This window comes from Streptomyces sp. NPDC045956 (assembly GCF_056430705.1).
The window spans coordinates 140,155-155,508 of the sequence record NZ_JBWKKZ010000007.1 but is presented as its reverse complement, the minus strand read 5'-3'; the positions used below and the strand labels follow the sequence as shown (position 1 = coordinate 155,508).

The 15,354-nt window shown below is 71.8% G+C and carries 16 protein-coding genes and 1 tRNA gene; 7 read left to right on the top strand and 10 right to left on the bottom strand.

Going from position 1 to position 15,354, the window contains the following annotated elements; genetic code table 11:
* Positions 1-108: 108 nt before the first annotated feature.
* Positions 109-618, top strand: a complete 510-nt coding sequence (locus AC07FV_RS19900; protein ID WP_479088720.1) for a hypothetical protein — start codon at positions 109-111, stop codon at positions 616-618.
* A gap of 85 nt (positions 619-703) precedes the next feature.
* On the top strand, positions 704-2,281 hold the full coding sequence (locus tag AC07FV_RS19895) for a flotillin family protein (RefSeq protein ID WP_479088719.1): 1,578 nt from the start codon (positions 704-706) through the stop codon (positions 2,279-2,281).
* Positions 2,282-2,313: 32 nt separating this feature from the next.
* Here the strand turns inward: AC07FV_RS19895 and AC07FV_RS19890 are convergent, their stop codons facing one another.
* From AC07FV_RS19890 to AC07FV_RS19860, 7 genes are all read right to left on the bottom strand, one after another.
* Positions 2,314-3,369, bottom strand: a complete 1,056-nt coding sequence (locus tag AC07FV_RS19890) for a PucR family transcriptional regulator (RefSeq protein ID WP_479088718.1) — start codon at positions 3,367-3,369, stop codon at positions 2,314-2,316.
* Between the two features lie 31 nt (positions 3,370-3,400).
* Entirely contained in the window at positions 3,401-3,694 is a 294-nt protein-coding gene (locus AC07FV_RS19885; RefSeq protein ID WP_384690051.1) for a zinc-ribbon domain-containing protein, read from the bottom strand.
* Positions 3,695-3,806: 112 nt separating this feature from the next.
* A complete protein-coding gene (locus AC07FV_RS19880; RefSeq protein WP_383647033.1) occupies positions 3,807-4,028 on the bottom strand; it encodes a helix-turn-helix domain-containing protein in 222 nt (73 codons plus the stop codon).
* Positions 4,028-4,525 (bottom strand): DUF2975 domain-containing protein, encoded by a 498-nt coding sequence (locus tag AC07FV_RS19875; RefSeq protein ID WP_479088717.1) that lies wholly within the window; start codon positions 4,523-4,525, stop codon positions 4,028-4,030. The genes AC07FV_RS19880 and AC07FV_RS19875 overlap by 1 nt, the downstream gene beginning before the upstream one ends.
* Positions 4,526-4,726: 201 nt before the next feature.
* A tRNA-Pro gene (locus AC07FV_RS19870) sits at positions 4,727-4,800 on the bottom strand.
* A 67-nt stretch (positions 4,801-4,867) separates the two neighbouring features.
* On the bottom strand, positions 4,868-5,620 hold the full coding sequence (locus AC07FV_RS19865; RefSeq protein WP_479088716.1) for a Pr6Pr family membrane protein: 753 nt from the start codon (positions 5,618-5,620) through the stop codon (positions 4,868-4,870).
* 135 nt (positions 5,621-5,755) lie between these two features.
* Positions 5,756-6,685, bottom strand: a complete 930-nt coding sequence (locus AC07FV_RS19860) for a metallophosphoesterase (protein WP_356602246.1) — start codon at positions 6,683-6,685, stop codon at positions 5,756-5,758.
* Between the two features lie 317 nt (positions 6,686-7,002).
* Between AC07FV_RS19860 and AC07FV_RS19855 the strand changes: the two genes are divergently transcribed.
* On the top strand, positions 7,003-7,467 hold the full coding sequence (locus tag AC07FV_RS19855) for a GatB/YqeY domain-containing protein (RefSeq protein ID WP_356602244.1): 465 nt from the start codon (positions 7,003-7,005) through the stop codon (positions 7,465-7,467).
* A 104-nt stretch (positions 7,468-7,571) separates the two neighbouring features.
* Here AC07FV_RS19855 and AC07FV_RS19850 read toward each other — a convergent pair whose 3' ends face one another.
* Positions 7,572-9,881 carry a transglycosylase domain-containing protein gene (locus tag AC07FV_RS19850; protein ID WP_479088715.1) on the bottom strand — a complete coding sequence of 770 codons (2,310 nt, stop codon included), beginning with the start codon at positions 9,879-9,881 and terminating at the stop codon, positions 7,572-7,574.
* 460 nt (positions 9,882-10,341) lie between these two features.
* Here AC07FV_RS19850 and wblA point away from each other — a divergent pair, with 460 nt between their 5' ends.
* Positions 10,342-10,680, top strand: coding sequence for a transcriptional regulator WblA (gene wblA / locus AC07FV_RS19845; protein WP_356602240.1), 339 nt, complete (start codon positions 10,342-10,344; stop codon positions 10,678-10,680).
* 186 nt (positions 10,681-10,866) lie between these two features.
* Here wblA and bagB read toward each other — a convergent pair whose 3' ends face one another.
* Together bagB and bagA are read right to left on the bottom strand one after the other, a co-directional pair.
* The gene (bagB, locus tag AC07FV_RS19840; RefSeq protein ID WP_479088714.1) at positions 10,867-12,321 is read right to left on the bottom strand and encodes an ATPase BagB; all 1,455 of its coding nucleotides are present in this window, start codon (positions 12,319-12,321) and stop codon (positions 10,867-10,869) included.
* Positions 12,318-13,295 carry an ATPase BagA gene (gene bagA, locus AC07FV_RS19835; protein ID WP_479088713.1) on the bottom strand — a complete coding sequence of 326 codons (978 nt, stop codon included), beginning with the start codon at positions 13,293-13,295 and terminating at the stop codon, positions 12,318-12,320. Before bagA ends, bagB begins: the two co-directional genes overlap by 4 nt.
* A gap of 106 nt (positions 13,296-13,401) precedes the next feature.
* Between bagA and AC07FV_RS19830 the strand changes: the two genes are divergently transcribed.
* From AC07FV_RS19830 to AC07FV_RS19820, 3 genes are all read left to right on the top strand, one after another.
* Positions 13,402-13,563, top strand: a complete 162-nt coding sequence (locus tag AC07FV_RS19830) for a Sp36 family protein (RefSeq protein WP_003975360.1) — start codon at positions 13,402-13,404, stop codon at positions 13,561-13,563.
* Positions 13,560-14,027 carry a RidA family protein gene (locus AC07FV_RS19825; RefSeq protein ID WP_479088712.1) on the top strand — a complete coding sequence of 156 codons (468 nt, stop codon included), beginning with the start codon at positions 13,560-13,562 and terminating at the stop codon, positions 14,025-14,027. The genes AC07FV_RS19830 and AC07FV_RS19825 overlap by 4 nt, the downstream gene beginning before the upstream one ends.
* A gap of 259 nt (positions 14,028-14,286) precedes the next feature.
* Positions 14,287-15,330 carry an alpha/beta fold hydrolase gene (locus tag AC07FV_RS19820; protein ID WP_479088711.1) on the top strand — a complete coding sequence of 348 codons (1,044 nt, stop codon included), beginning with the start codon at positions 14,287-14,289 and terminating at the stop codon, positions 15,328-15,330.
* Positions 15,331-15,354 lie beyond the last annotated feature (24 nt).

Sequence of the window (15,354 nt, the reverse complement as noted above, 5' to 3'; positions counted from 1 at the left end):
TAAAAAGCGCGTAAACATTGCCGGAACACGGCAATGACGGGTTCGCTGCCCGCGTGTGACGATGCGTTTCACCGGAGCTCAGCGACGGGCGGGAGGGGGACGGCACGCATGGCCTGGTTTCTCGGGCTGGGTATCACGGGGGTCGTGCTGCTCGCCCTGTCGCTGATCTTCGACGGACTGCTGGAAGGCGCGTTCGACGGAGCGCTGGACGGCGTCCTGGAGGGGTGGCTGTCGCTGCCGGTCGTCGCCGGGTTCCTGGCGATGACCGGCTTCGCCGGCGCCATCGCCCTCGGCACCGGCTGGACCGGCCAGGCGGGCGCCGCCGGGGCCGGTGCGGTCGCCGGGGCGGGGGCCGGCTGGCTGACGTACCGCTTCAGCCGCGCGCTGATGCGGGACCAGACCGCCGCGACCCCTCGCACGGACGACCTGATCGGCACGTCCGGAAGGGTCGTGACCGCCATTCCGGCGGAGGGCTTCGGCGAGGTGCTGCTCCGGCTCGCCGGCCAGCCCCTGAAGTGCGCGGCGCGCAGCGCCCAGCCGGTGGCGCGGGGCACCGAGGTGTGGGTCGAGGCGGTGCCGACGGGCACGTCGGTCGTCGTCCGCCCGGTCGACCACTGAGCCCCGCCTTTCCTGTTCTCCGTTCTCTGTTTCTGTTCTCTGTTCTCTCTGTTCTCTGTGTTCTCTGCGATTCGGGGGCGTTGCCATGAGTCCTGTCGTCATCGCGGTACTGGGAGTCGTCGTACTCGTGGTGCTGCTCGCGCTGGTGGTGGTCAGCCGCTACAAGGTGGCCGGGCCGAGCGAGGCGTTCATCGTCACGGGACGGCGCGGCAAGAAGTCCACCGATCCGGAGACCGGCCGCGTGTTCACCGACAACAGCGGCCAGAAGGTCGTGGTCGGCGGCGGCGTGTTCGTCGTGCCGTTCGTGCAGCAGCGGTTCACGCTCGACCTCTCCTCGCGGCACATCCCGGTCGCCGTGCGCGGCGCGGTGACGCTGCGCGGGGTGAAGGCCAACCTGGAGGGCGTCGCGATCGTCAAGGTCGGCGGCACCGAGGACGCGATCCGTGCCGCCGCGCAGCGGTTCCTGATGCAGCAGGACGGCATCGTCGGCTTCACCCAGGAGGTGCTGTCCGGCGCGCTGCGCGCCATCGTCGGCCGGATGTCCGTGGAGGACGTCATCCGGGACCGGGCCGCGTTCGCCGGGCAGGTCGCCGAGGAGGCCGAGGCGAGCCTGTCCGGGCAGGGCCTGGTGCTGGACGCCTTCCAGATCCAGGACATCACCACCGAGGGCTCCTACCTGGAGGACCTCGGCCGCCCCGAGGCGGCCCGCGCCAAGCAGGAGGCCGACATCGCCGAGGCCGTGGCCCGGCGGGCCGCCGAGCAGGCGCGGCTGAAGGCGGAGGAGGAGATCGCGGTCGCGCAGCGGACCCTCTACCTCAAGCAGGCCGAGATCAAGGCGGAGACCGACCAGGCGGCGGCGCGCGCCAACGCCTCCGGTCCGCTCGCCGAGGCGGCCCGGCAGCAGGACATCCTCGCCGAGCAGGAGAAGGTCGCCGAGCGGCAGGCGGCGCTGAAGGACCGCCAGCTCGACACCGAGGTCCGCAAGCCCGCCGACGCGCAGCGCTACGCGGCCGAACAGGAGGCGGAGGCCCGCCGGGTGGCGCGGGTCAAGCAGGCGGAGGCCGAGCGGGCGGCGGAGATCGCCGCGGCCCAGGCCGAGGCCGAGCGGGCCCGGCTCACCGGTGAGGGCGAGAAGCAGCGCCGCGGCGCGCTGGCCGAGGCGGAGGCCATCGAGGGCCTGAAGCAGGGTGAGGCCGAGCGTTCCCGGCGCGCGGCGATCGCCGAGGCCGTACGGCTGGAGGGCGAGGCGGAGGCCGCCGCGATCGGCGCCAAGGGATCGGCCGAGGCCGAGGCGATGCGGCAGAAGGCCGACGCCTTCGGTCAGTACGGCGAGGCGGCCGTGCTCCAGATGCTGGTCGAGGTGCTGCCGCAGGTGGTGGCCAAGGCGTCCGAGCCGCTCGCGGCCGTGGACAAGATGACGGTGATCTCGACGGACGGCGCGAGCCGGCTGTCGCGCACGGTCGCCGACAACGTGGCACAGGGCGTGGAACTGCTCAACTCGACCACGGGCGTGGATCTGGCGTCCCTGCTGAGGAACATCACGGCGAAGGACACCACCGGGACGGACACCGCGCACGGGCCGGACCGCCCCGCGCACCTCGGTCGCCCGGACCGCTCGGAGGGCCCGGACCCGCGCAACGGCAAGGTGGAGATCAGCGGCTGACCCCGGCCGCGGCCCCGCCCGGCACGGCCCGCTCAGATCTCCTGGGCGGGCCAGCCCAGCAGCCGGGCCCCGATGACCGCGGTCTGAAGGGTGTAGCGGTGCACGGGGTCGGCGGGGTTGGCGCCGGTCAGCTGGTGGATGCGGTCCAGCCGGTAGGTGAGGGCCCGCACGCTGAGCGCCAGTCGCCGGGCGGCCTCGGCCGAGGTGCAGCCGGCGTCGAAGTAGGCCTCCAGCGTCCGCAGCAGCGGCCCGGCACCGCCACGGGCGCCGCGCAACGGACCCAGCACGCTCAGCACCAGGTCGGCCATGGCCTGCCGGTCGCGGGCGAGCACCGGGTAGACGAGCAGGTCGGCGGCGTGCAGCACGGGCTCGTCGAGTTCGAGTCGCTCGGCGAGTTCGAGGGTGCTCAGCGCCTCCTCGTAGCTGTGCACCACGCCGCCCGCGCCGGAGCGGGGTCGCCCGATGGCCACCCGGTTGCCCTCGGCGGCGGCGTACGCCTGCTTGGCGAAGAAGGCGAGGACCTCGTCCTGGTCACCGGGCGCGATGCAGACCAACTGCCCGTTCTTGGTGGTGATCAGGATGCGCCGGTCGCCGAAGCGGGAGATGAGCGCGGTCTCCACGAACCGGGTCACCGGCGCCGTGTCGTCGTACGCCTCCGGGCCCTCGGCCACCGCGACGGCGTGGGCGCGGGAGAGGACCAGGCCGAAGCGTACGGCCCGTTCGGCGAGCCGTCCCAGGTCGCTGCGCCCGTAGAGCAGGTCGTCGATGAACTCCCGCCGCGCCGCCTCCTCCTGCCGTACGGCGAGGCGCTGGGCGCGCTCGTACCCCTCGGCGAAGGCGTCCACGGCCTGGGCGACCGCCGCGAGCACATGGTCCGGGCTTCCGCCGGGCCAGGAGACGCGCGTGGCGTCCAGGTGCAGCTGTACGAGGCTGCGCAGACCGTGCCCCGCCTCCGCGGCCTGCTCCCCGAGGCGCCGGCGTTCCTCCAGCTCGTCGCGGGTCAGCCGGCGCCCCGTGGCCGCGACGCCCGCGAGGATCTCGGCGTACCCCGACACGTACGGCCCCTGCGGCTCCCGCTGCTCCGCCACTCCGTCCCTCCCCACGCCTCCCCCGCCGGAGTCACGGCCTCTGGTACGGCTGCTGCTGCGGCTGCCCGTACGCCTGACCGGCCTGGCCGCTCACGGCCTGCGCCTGGAGGTGCTCGGCCTGTTCCTTGGTCACCCGCTGCTCGGCGCCGCAGAAGGTGCACTGCGTCAGGTACTTCGTGGAGAACGGGAACAGCGGCACGAAGAACAGCGTGAACTTCGAGACGCGCTTCCTGAGCGTGTGCGCGGAGGGATTGCCGCATCCGCCGCACACCAGCGTCAGTATCGCGAGCTGGTAGAGGTATCCCTTGGTGCCGAAGATGATCACTGAGTGGTCCTTCCCGGGTCGGTGCCCCCGAGCGCGCGGGGCACGCAGATCTTCTCCCAGATTGCGCCAGGACGGGCCCCGGAGGCCACCCGCGAACGACACCGGCCGGGCGTCAGCCCGGGTCCACCCCTCCGGCCTCCCAGCGCAACAGGTCACCCGGCTGGCATTCGAGCACGTCGCACAGGGCGGCGAGGGTCGTGAAGCGCACCGCCTTGGCGCGGCCGTTCTTCAGCACCGCGAGGTTGGCGGGGGTGATGCCGACGCGCTCCGCGAGGTCGCCCACGGACATCTTGCGCTTCGCCAGCATCACGTCGATGTCGACGACGATCGGCATCAGATCACCTCGGCAAGCTCGGCCCGCATCCGCGCCGCCTCGATGTCCCGCGCGACCGCCTGGGCGAGCAGCATCCGCAGGACGAGCACCACCAGCGCGACGCCCAGGACCGCCACCCCGACCCCGCCCAGCAGCAGGACGATGCCGGGCGCCACGGCCTCACCGGGCGCCAGGAGGACCCCGAGGGTGAAGACCAGCAGCGCGGCCGCGACGAAGGCACCGATCACGACATGGACGTACCGGAAGGCCCCGAGGGAGAACACGGTGCCGCGCCGCACCATGGTCACCAGCCGCCAGACGCAGACCAGCACGGTCTCGGCGGCCAGGGCCCCCAGCACGACGATCACGAAGACCGGCGTGCGCACGTGCGCCAGGGCGGCGTCCGGGTCACCGCTCCCGGCCACCAGCAGCCAGAGCAGCACGCCCTGAACGAACACCGAGCCGGCCAGCAGCGCCCCGATGACACCGCGCAGCGCGAGGACGGTCAGCTGTCCCATCGCCCCTCCTTCAATCGATCCACGATAGAAACCTATCGTTTTTCGATACCCCACGCAATGTCTGAAGCGCCCCCCGGGACCGGGGCACCCTCGACGGCATCGCCGCCCGAACTCCGGAGCGGCGGCCACGCGAAGAGGCGCGCACACAAAAAGGTCCCCCGTCCACTCACATGAGTAGACGGGGGACCTGGTGTTCCACTGTCGGGGTGGCGGGATTTGAACCCACGACCTCTTCGTCCCGAACGAAGCGCGCTACCAAGCTGCGCCACACCCCGATTGTCGCTGCTCGTCGCGGCGACGTCGTTTACTTTAGCCCACCGGGGGCCGGAGGCGAAATCCGGATTACCAGCGGCGACGGAGGGGGTTCGGGCGGATGTGGTCCAGGGCCACGAGGAGGACGCCCAGGGCGTAGAGGGCGAGGCCGAGGAGGAGGGCGTTGCCGAGGACGCCCCTGTAGCCGTGCTGGTCGACGTCGAGGAAGGGGTAGAGGTAGTGCCCCTCGGTGCCGGGGAGCAGCAGCTCGCCGCGGGCCAGGGAGAAGGCCAGGTAGGCCAGGGGGTAGAGGATCCACGCGGCGGCCTGGCGCAGGTGCAGGCGGCCGGGGGCGCTGAGGAGCAGCCAGTCCAGGGCCGCGGCGACGGGGACGGCCGTGTTCAGGAGGTGGGCGGCGACCGTGTGCCAGCCGCCGGCGCCCGTGGTGTCCGGCGCGGCGAAGGGGCTCGCCGCGTTGGCCAGGAGCAGGTGGTGGACGAGGCCGGCGGCGGTGACGTAGAGGAGTGCCGCACCGGTGAGGGCGCCCGGCAGGGGGCGGCGGGCGGACCAGGCGCGGCGGGCGGAGGCGAGCATGACCACGGCCAGCAGGATGCCGCTCTGCACCGTGAAGTGGCTCAGGGTCCGGGTCACCGGGCCGCCCACGAGGAGCTGGGCGGTCACGCCCGTCAGCGCGAGCGCCGCGGTGACGAGGCGGAAGGCGGCGACCAGCGGTCGGCGTACGGGGGTCACGACGGCCGTCGCCGGGACGGGGGAGGGCAGCAGCTTGGGCGGGCCCGGGATCGCGGGGAGGTCCGGGATGTCCCTGGGTATCGAGGCGGTCATGGCCTCAAGCTAGGCATACCGGACATGACGGGCGATGCGGAGTGGGCCGTGTGGGTTACCCGGCCCGGCCCGGCGCGGACGCCGGCCGTCCCGTACCGGGGCCCCGGCCCCTCGGCCCCTCGGCTCCGCCCCCGATCACCGCTCCCGGCCGACCAGCGTCAGCAGCGTCGCCTCCGGGGGGCAGGCGAAGCGGACCGGGGTGTAGCGGTTGGTGCCGCAGCCCGCCGAGACGTGGAGGTAGGCCGTACGGCCCTCCGCCGTGTGCGTGGACAGGCCCTTCACGCGGTCCGTGTCCAGGTCGCAGTTGGTGACCAGGGCGCCGTAGAAGGGGATGCACAGCTGGCCGCCGTGGGTGTGGCCGGCGAGGACCAGGGGGTAGCCGTCGGCCGTGTAGGAGTCGAGGACGCGCAGGTACGGCGCGTGCACCACGCCCATCGAGAAGTCCGCCGCGCCGGAGGGGCCGCCGGCCACCTCCGTGTACCGGTCCCGCTTGATGTGCGGGTCGTCCAGTCCCGTCAGCTCGACGGACACGCCCTCGATCTTGAGCGTGCCGCGCGTGTTGGTGAGGTTCTGCCAGCCGGCGGCGTCGAAGCCGTCGCGGAGGTCCTCCCACGGGTTGTGGACGACGTTCTGGGCGGGCGCGTTGCCGTTCAGCCCGTGCCGGCCCTGGGCCTTCTCCAGCAGGTACCGGGCGGGGTTGCGCAGCTTGGGGCCGTAGTAGTCGTTGGAGCCGAAGACGTAGGCGCCCGGGAACTCCATCAGGGGGCCCAGGGAGTCCAGGACCTCGGGGACACCGTCCGGGTCGGACAGGTTGTCACCGGTGTTGATCACGAAGTCGGGGCGCAGGCCGGCCAGTGAGCGCAGCCAGCGCTGCTTCTTGCGCTGGCCGCCGACCATGTGGATGTCGGAGACCTGGAGCACGCGCAGCGGGCGCATCCCGGAGGGCAGGACGGGGATCGTCACCCGTCGCAGGCGGAACGAGCGGGCCTCGAAACCCGCCGCGTAGACCAGACCGGCGGCGCCAACCGCCGTGATTCCCAGGGGTACTCCGTATCGCGCGCGCATACGTCCATCGTGTCAGAACCCGTCCCGGAGCGAGTGGCCGCGGCCGTCCTGGAGCGAGCAGCCGTGACCGTCCTGAAGTGAGCAGCCGTGACCGTCCTGAAGTGAGGGGCCGTGACCTTCCCGCCACGAGCGGCCGCGACCGTCCTGCCCCGCCACGAGCAGCGGCGACCGTCTGAAACGAGCGGTGTGAAACGAGCGGTCACCGACCGCACGGGAGCCACCGGGCGGGGGCGGGTTCGCCGAAGCCGGGCCGGGATGCGCGGGCGGCCCCGAAATGGGCAGGCGTCCCTCCTCCCGCACCTGCGACAATCTCCTGCATGACCACGCTCAAGTCGAAGCTGCACGACGACCTCAATGCCGCGATCAAGGAGCGTGACGAGCTGCGCTCCTCGACGCTCCGGCTGACGCTCGCCGCGATCACCAAGGAGGAGGTCGCCGGCAAGGAGAAGCGCGAGCTCTCCGACGACGAGGTGCAGAAGGTGATCACCCGCGAGGCGAAGAAGCGCCGCGAGGCCGCGGACGCCTTCGCGCAGGGCGGCCGCCCCGAGAGCGCCGAGCGGGAGAAGGCGGAGGGCGAGGTGCTCGCCGCCTACCTGCCGAAGCAGCTGTCGGACGACGAGCTGAACGCGATCGTCGCGCAGGCCGTCGAGGAGGCGAAGGCGGCCGGTGCGGAGGGTCCGCGCGCCATGGGCGCCGTCATGAAGATCGTGAACCCGAAGGTGGCCGGGCAGGCCGAGGGCGGCCGGGTCGCCGCCGCGGTGAAGAAGCTGCTGGCCGGCTGACCCGGTAGCGGCGCACCAGCGCGGAAAAGGCCGGTGGCCCGCACCGAGAGGTGCGGGCCACCGGCCTTCCTGCGTCCGTAGGCGTACGGCGGGGTGGGCCGGACTCAGTCGCGCCGCCCGCCGATGCCGCCGTTGCCCTGCCCCTGGAAGATGTTGCCGGGGAAGCCGCCGCCGCCGTCGTTGCCGCCGTTGCCCGTGCCGCCGTCGATCAGGCCGCCGATGACACCGCCGGCGTCGTCGCCCCCGCCGCCGTTGCCGCCGTTGCCGCCGTCGTCACCGTTGCCGCCGTCGTCCCCGCCGGCGCCGCCGTTGTCGTTGCCGCGGCCCTTGTCCTTGTCGGCAGAGTCGGGGATGTCCACGGTGTTGAACTGCTCCACCGGCTCGCCCTCCAGCGCGCCCGACATCATGTCCCGCCAGATCGGTCCGGGGACCGCGCCACCGAAGACCTTGTCGTGCGGGACGCCCCCGATGGTGATGTTGATCATCTTCCGCTCGTGCTTCGGGTCACCGACCCACACGGCGCCGGCCAGGTTCGGGGTGTAGCCCACGAACCAGGCCGCGAAGCGTTCGTCGGTCGTACCGGTCTTGCCCGCGCTCGGGCGGCTGTCGAGACCGGCCTGGGTACCCGTGCCGTCCTCGACGACGCCCTTGAGGAGCGTGCTGATGGTGTCGGCCGTGGTCTCCGACATGGCCCGCGAGCACGTGGACTTCGGCACCTCGAGCGACTTGCTCTTGTTGCCGATGCGCTGGCTGATCGACTCGATGGCGACCGGCGTGCAGTACATGCCGCGCGAGGCGAAGGTCGCGTAGGCGCTCGCCATGGTCAGCGGGGACACCTCGGTGACACCGAGGGCGATGGAGGGGGTCTGCTCCAGCTTGTTGCCGTTGGCCCGCTCGACGCCCATCTTCTGGGCCATCTGCGTCACCGGGCAGATGCCGATGTCGCTGATCATCTGCACGTAGTAGGTGTTGACCGACTTGGCGGTGGCCTCCCGCATGTCGTACGGGCCGACCTCCGTCTCGTTCTCGTTGGCGAGCTCGGCGCCCTCGTTGTTCAGCCAGGTCTTCCCGTCGCAGGCCGCGACCGGGCTCGGGTACTCCATCTCGTACGGCGAGGAGTACGACTTCGTCGCCGGCATGCCGCCCTCGATGGCGGCGGCCGCCACGATCGGCTTGAACGTCGAACCGGGCTGGTAGCCCGCGCCGCCGCCCATGGCGCTGTTGACGGACAGGTTGAGGGTCGTCTCGCCGTTCTTGATGTCGACGCCGTACGGGCGGGACTGGCCCATCGCGACGATCTTGCCGGTGCCGGGCTCGACGATGGTGGCCGCGGTCGCCACGTCGTCCTTCTTGTACACGTGGTCCTTGACCGACTGCTGCACCGACTCCTGCGCCTGCGGGCTCATGGTCGTGCGGATCGTCAGACCGCCCTGGTTCCAGATCCTGGCCCGGTCCTCCTTGGTCTTGCCGAAGACCGGGTCGCTCAGGAACACCGCGCGGACGTAGTCGCAGAAGAAGCCCGCACCCTTGACGGCCGTGATGCAGCCGTTCTTGGGCCGGCTGACCTTCAGCCCGAGCGGTGCCTCCTTCGCCTTGGCGGCCTCCGCCTCGGAGATGTCACCGACCTGCGCCATGCGGGTCAGCACCACATTGCGCCGCTTGACGGCCTCGGCCTCGTCGTTGACCGGGTCGTACCGGCTGGGCGACTGGACGATGCCGGCCAGGAGGGCGGACTCCTGGACGTTGAGGTTCTTGGCGGACTTGGAGAAGTACCGCTGGGCGGCAGCCTCGATGCCGTAGGCCTGCTGGCCGAAGAACGTGATGTTCAGGTAGTTCTCGAGGATCTTCTTCTTGCCCAGCTCCTCCTCGACCTGGATCGCGAGCTTCAGCTCCTGGATCTTGCGGCCGAGGGTCTGCTGGGTGGCCTGGGCGACCTTCGTCGGGTCGTCGCCGGCCTCCTCCACGAAGACGTTCTTGACGTACTGCTGCGTGAGGGTGGACGCGCCCTCGGAGACCTCGCCGCTGCGCGCGTTCTTGTTCAGCGCGCGCAGGACGCCCTTGAGGTCGATCGCGCCGTGCTGGTAGAAGCGCGAGTCCTCGATCGCGACGATCGCCTTCTGCATGTACGGCGAGATGTCCTTCAGGGCGACCACCGTGCGGTCACGCGAGTAGACCGTGGCGATGGTGCCGCCCTCGGCGTCGAGGATGGCGGTGCGCTGGCTCAGCGGGGGAGTCTTCAGGTTGGCTGGAAGAGCGTCGAAGCTCTCCACCGACCCCTTGGCCGCCAGCCCCAGCGCGCCCACGGCGGGCAACGCGATGCCGGCCAGCACTGCTCCCGCGAGCACACTGACACCGAGGAACTTGGCGGCCTGCTGCGTTGGCGACAGACCACCGCCCGAGCGCTTCTTTGGCATGGAGGCAGCCTACGTTCTCATTCGCCGGACACGCGTATATGCCTTGGCCTAAGCTGCACTCAACTGTCACAGCAGTGAGGCCACGTATCAATACGTCCGGCGACCCCGAATCGTTCCGGATCCGCTCGAGTTTTTTCCGAGAGGCCCCCTTGGGGGGCGTGTTGGTGTGTACGGGCGCGTGCCACAGCGTGTGGGATGCGTGTCCGAAACCGCCTTGTGTGTCAATTGGTGTCCGTTGTGGCGCAACTGAAACGACCCGAATGCCGGGATCGTCGCGTATGTCGCCAGCTCACTCCCCCGGGTGATCTGCCGCTTACCCATAGTCCGTTCGGGCCATTCAAGATTGGGCCCGAAGGGGGTGTTGCGCTGTGCCCGCCTTCCGTAACGTCCTCAACTGGCGGCGGTGAATATGCCGCTGCCGCCGTGGGGGAGCCTCGATTCGGGAGAGGACGGCGCCGGTATGGGCTGGGTAACCGACTGGAGTGCGCAGGCCGCCTGCCGCACTACCGATCCGGACGAACTGTTCGTTCAGGGAGCAGCGCAGAACAGGGCCAAGGCGGTGTGCACCGGGTGCCCGGTGCGGACCGAGTGCCTGGCCGACGCGCTCGACAACCGCGTCGAGTTCGGCGTGTGGGGAGGCATGACGGAACGGGAACGCCGCGCACTGCTGCGCCGGCGACCCACCGTGACCTCCTGGCGCCGACTGCTGGAAACGGCGCGGACGGAGTACGAGCGAGGAGCCGGCATCGTGCCCCTCGACGACGACGAGGTCTACGAGAACTTCGCGGCCGTGGTCTGAGACGGCCGTGGTCTGAGAAGGCCGTGGTCTGAGGAGGTCTGGTCGGAGGCGGCCCCGGGGTGAGGCGGCCGTGGTCCCAGGCGGGCAGGTCGGCCCGGCGGCGACCGGGGCTCCCCTGTGGCGTACTCCTCGCGGCGCGCCCCCGTGGCAATGAGGGCCCTCGGGGTACGAGGGCCCCCAGGTCGGTCAGGCGCCGGGCTCGGGAAGTTCGGGGCGGCTCGTCGCGAGACGGTCCCCGATCTCCCGCAACCCCGCGAGGTCGTGCACGTCGCCGGGCAGCGCGGCCACTTCGGTGACCGCCACCTCGGGATGACGCGCGGTGAAGCGGTCGCGCGTGCGCTGCTCACGGGCGAGCAGGTGCATCCGGTCGGCGTGCAGCCTCAGCAGGCCCGCCGTGAGCTGGTCGACGGACCGCTCCGGGATGTCCGAAGCCGCGTCCGAAGCGTCCGAGGCTTTCGAAGCGTCCGAGGCCTCGGAAGCCTCGTGGGCAGAAGGGCGGGGCCCGGAGGCGGGGCCGGTCTCGGAGTCTTGCTCGGTCTCGGGGGCGGTCTGTGACGAGAGGTCGGTCTCGGGTGCGGGGGCGGGCTCGGAAGCGTCTGAACTGCCGTGTGCGTCGGGGGAGTTACGAAGTCCAGCTTTCCCGCCGTCCTGATCCACAATGCGACGGTCCTCAAGATTTTCCGCGGCGGCGAGCGCCCGCTCGGCCGACAGCCGGTCGGCGCCGCTGCCGTGCACCCGGTTGAGCACCAGACCGGCCAGCGGCATGTCCTCGGCCGCCAGCCGCTCCACGAAGTACGCGGCCTCGCGCAGTGCGTCCCGCTCCGGGGCCGCGACCACCAGGAACGCCGTCCCGGGCGCCTGGAGCAGCTTGTACGTCGCGTCCGCACGGGTGCGGAAGCCGCCGAACATCGAGTCCATCGCGGCCACGAAGGTCTGCACGTCCTTGAGGAACTGCCCGCCCAGCACCTTTCCCAGGACGCCCGTCATCATCGACATCCCGACGTTCAGGAACTTCATGCCGGCCCGGCCGCCGACCTTCGCCGGGGCCAGCAGGACGCGGATCAGCTTGCCGTCCAGGAAGGACCCGAGGCGCTTGGGGGCGTCCAGGAAGTCCAGTGCCGAGCGGGACGGCGGCGTGTCGACGACGATGAGGTCCCATTCGTCCCTCGCGCGGAGCTGCCCCAGCTTCTCCATCGCCATGTACTCCTGCGTACCCGCGAAGCCCGCCGAGAGCGACTGGTAGAAGGGGTTGCCCAGGATCGCCGCGGCCCGGCCGGGGTCCGCGTGCGCCTCGACGATCTCGTCGAAGGTGCGCTTCATGTCGAGCATCATGGCGTGCAGCTCGCCGCCCGCCGAGTCGTCGACCCCCTTCACCCGGCGCGGGGTGTTGTCCAGGGAGTCGATGCCCATGGACTGGGCGAGCCGCCGGGCCGGGTCGATGGTGAGGACGACCACCTTGCGGCCCCGCTCGGCCGCCCGCAGACCGAGAGCCGCCGCGGTCGTCGTCTTGCCGACACCGCCCGAGCCGCAGCACACCACGATGCGGGTCTTCGGGTCCTCCAGCATCGGGTCGACGTCCAGCACGCGCGCGGGGTTCAGCCGCCGGGCGCCCTCCTGGGGCCGGGCCGGGTCCGGACTCATGCGATCCCCTGCTTCCGCAGCTCGGTGGCCAGTTCGTACAGCCCCGCCAGGTCCATGCCCTCGGTCAGCAGCGGGAGTTCCCACAGGGGGAGGTCCAGGTCGCCCAGGACGGCCCGCTGCTCCTGCTCCAGCGCGTACCGCTCGGCGTACTCCTCGGCCTGCCCCAGGAGCGGGTCCACCAGCCGCTCGGCGTGCCCGCCCCGCCGTGCCCCGCCGAGCCCGGCCCCGGAGAGGGACCGCGCGAGCGCCGTACGCGGTGTGCTCCGTACGAGGTCCAGATCGGTCTGGTCCAGCACCGCGGGCCGGACCATGTTGACGATGATCCGCCCCACCGGGAGCCGCGCCGACCGCAGCTCCGCGATGCCGTCCGCGGTCTCCTGGACGGGCATCTCCTCCAGCAGCGTCACCAGGTGCACGGCCGTCTCGCGCGACTTCAGCACCCGCATCACCGCCTGCGCCTGATTGTGTATCGGGCCGACCTTCGCGAGGCCGGCCACCTCGTCGTTCACATTGAGGAAGCGCGCGATGCGGCCGGTCGGCGGGGCGTCCATGACGACGTAGTCGTAGGTGAAACGTCCGCTCTTCTCCTTGCGTCGCACCGCCTCGCACGCCTTGCCGGTCAGCAGGACGTCCCGGACACCGGGCGCGATGGTGGTCGCGAAGTCGATCGCCCCGAGCTTCTTCAGGGCCCGTCCCGCGCTCCCCAGTTTGTAGAACATCTGGAGGTAGTCGAGAAGGGCCCGTTCGGCATCGATGGCGAGGGCGTACACCTCCCCGCCCCCGGGAGCGACGGCGATCTTCCGCTCCTCATAAGGCAGCGCTTCGGTTTCGAAGAGCTGCGCGATGCCCTGGCGACCCTCGACCTCGACGAGAAGCGCGCGCTTCCCCTCGGTGGCCAGGGCCAGCGCGAGGGCCGCGGCCACCGTGGTCTTGCCGGTTCCGCCCTTGCCGCTGACGACCTGGAGCCTGCTCACGTATTCGAGCGTAACCAGTTCGCGCGCCGAGCACGCGGGAGGCTGTGGACAACCTCGCCGCGGTCGGCCTCCGGAGGCGCGTCGGGCAGCGGCTAGAGTCGGCCACATGACCAAGTGGGAATACGCAACCGTGCCGCTGCTCGTCCACGCCACGAAGCAGATCCTGGACACCTGGGGCGAGGACGGCTGGGAGCTCGTCCAGGTCGTGCCCGGGCCGAACAACCCCGAGCAGCTCGTGGCCTACCTGAAGCGGGAGAAGCAGGCGTGAGCGCCGTCGAGGCGAAGCTCGCCGACCTCGGGCTGACGCTGCCCGAGGTCGTCCCGCCGCTGGCCGCCTACCAGCCGGCCGTGCAGTCCGGTCCGTACGTCTACACCTCCGGACAGCTGCCGATGGTGCAGGGCAAGCTCCCGGTCACCGGCAAGGTGGGCGGCGAGGTCACGCCCGAGGAGGCGAAGGAACTCGCCCGCACCTGCGCGCTGAACGCGCTGGCCGCGGTGAAGTCCGTCGCCGGTGACCTCGACCGCGTCGCACGCGTGGTGAAGGTCGTGGGCTTCGTGGCGTCGGCACCCGACTTCACCGGCCAGCCCGGCGTGATCAACGGCGCCAGCGAGCTGCTCGGCGAGGTCCTGGGCGACAAGGGCGTCCACGCCCGCAGCGCGGTCGGCGTGGCGGTACTGCCGCTGGACGCGCCGGTGGAGGTCGAGGTCCAGGTGGAGCTCGTCCAGGCGTAACGCCAGGCGCAGTGCCACGGCCCCGCGAACGCGTGCGGGGCCGTACGTACGGCCGGGTGACGTACGGCCCCGGCGGGCCACGTCTCGCGTCGCCCGCCGCGTGGTCGTTGCCGGGCCGGCAACAGAGCTGGCCTCCCCCCTGGCGCCGCCGCAGGATCACTGTCGGTGCCCCGCACGGAGCGGGGGCCGGCCCTCGGCGGGTCCCGGCCCCGGCGCGTGCCCCCCGGCACCGGTCCGACCGCACGTGCCAGGAGGAGCCATGCCGCAGCCGCCCGCGACCGACGACCACCGCCCCGAGCACGACCGCCCCGATCACCACCGTCCCGTCCACCGCCTCGTGCCCTCGCCGGCCGGCCGGATCCACCTGGTGGAGCAGGGCAGCGGGCCCCTGGTCCTGCTCGTCCACGGCTTCCCCGAGTCCTGGTACTCCTGGCGCCGCCAGCTGCCCGCGCTGGCCTCCGCCGGCTTCCGCGCCGCCGCGATCGACGTGCGCGGCTACGGACGCTCCTCACGGCCCGACGCCGTCGAGGCCTACCGGATGCTCGACCTCGTGGCGGACAACGCCGCCGTGGTGGAGGCCCTGGGCGAAAGCACGGCCGTGATCGTCGGGCACGACTGGGGCGCGACGGTCGCCGCGCACTCGGCGCTCCTGCGGCCCGACGTCTTCCGCGCGGTGGGCCTGCTGAGCGTGCCGTACACCCCGCCCGGCGGCCCGCGGCCCAGCGAGGCATTCGCCGCGATGAGCGGCCCCGCCGGTCCCTTCGCCGGCCAGGAGTTCTACGTCTCCTACTTCCAGGAGCCCGGCCGGGCCGAGGCGGAGATCGAGCCGGACGTACGCGGCTGGCTCGCCGGCTTCTACGCCGCCCTGTCCGCCGACACGATGCCCCCGCCCGAGGCACCGGACCCGCACTTCGTCGCCGTCGGCGGCAGGCTGCGCGACCGCTTCCCGGCGGGCGGACGGCTGCCCTCCTGGCTCACAGAGGAGGAGCTGGACGTCTACGCCGGGGAGTTCGAGCGGACCGGTCTGACCGGCGCCCTGAACCGCTACCGGAACATGGACCGCGACTGGGCCGACCTGGCCGCCCACCGAGGTGCCCCGATCACCCAGCCGTCGCTGTTCCTCGGCGGCGGCCGGGACACCTCCACCACCTGGCTGTCCGACGCGATCGAGGCCTACCCCGCCACCCTGCCCGGCCTGACCGCCTCGCACCTCCTCGACGGCTGCGGGCACTGGCTCCAGCAGGAGCGGCCCGAGGAGACGAACCGGCTGCTCACCGACTGGCTGGCCGCCCTCCCCGGCTGACCGCGCCGCGGACCCCGTCCGACC

Coding starts and splice junctions, on each gene's coding strand:
- AC07FV_RS19900 (WP_479088720.1), top strand. CDS start 109: ATGGCCTGGTTTCTCGGGCTGGGTATCACGGGGGTCGTGCTGCTCGCC.
- AC07FV_RS19895 (WP_479088719.1), top strand. CDS start 704: ATGAGTCCTGTCGTCATCGCGGTACTGGGAGTCGTCGTACTCGTGGTG.
- AC07FV_RS19880 (WP_383647033.1), bottom strand. CDS start 4,028: ATGCCGATCGTCGTCGACATCGACGTGATGCTGGCGAAGCGCAAGATG.
- AC07FV_RS19875 (WP_479088717.1), bottom strand. CDS start 4,525: ATGGGACAGCTGACCGTCCTCGCGCTGCGCGGTGTCATCGGGGCGCTG.
- AC07FV_RS19865 (WP_479088716.1), bottom strand. CDS start 5,620: ATGACCGCCTCGATACCCAGGGACATCCCGGACCTCCCCGCGATCCCG.
- AC07FV_RS19860 (WP_356602246.1), bottom strand. CDS start 6,685: ATGCGCGCGCGATACGGAGTACCCCTGGGAATCACGGCGGTTGGCGCC.
- AC07FV_RS19855 (WP_356602244.1), top strand. CDS start 7,003: ATGACCACGCTCAAGTCGAAGCTGCACGACGACCTCAATGCCGCGATC.
- AC07FV_RS19850 (WP_479088715.1), bottom strand. CDS start 9,881: ATGCCAAAGAAGCGCTCGGGCGGTGGTCTGTCGCCAACGCAGCAGGCC.
- wblA (WP_356602240.1), top strand. CDS start 10,342: ATGGGCTGGGTAACCGACTGGAGTGCGCAGGCCGCCTGCCGCACTACC.
- bagB (WP_479088714.1), bottom strand. CDS start 12,321: ATGAGTCCGGACCCGGCCCGGCCCCAGGAGGGCGCCCGGCGGCTGAAC.
- AC07FV_RS19830 (WP_003975360.1), top strand. CDS start 13,402: ATGACCAAGTGGGAATACGCAACCGTGCCGCTGCTCGTCCACGCCACG.
- AC07FV_RS19820 (WP_479088711.1), top strand. CDS start 14,287: ATGCCGCAGCCGCCCGCGACCGACGACCACCGCCCCGAGCACGACCGC.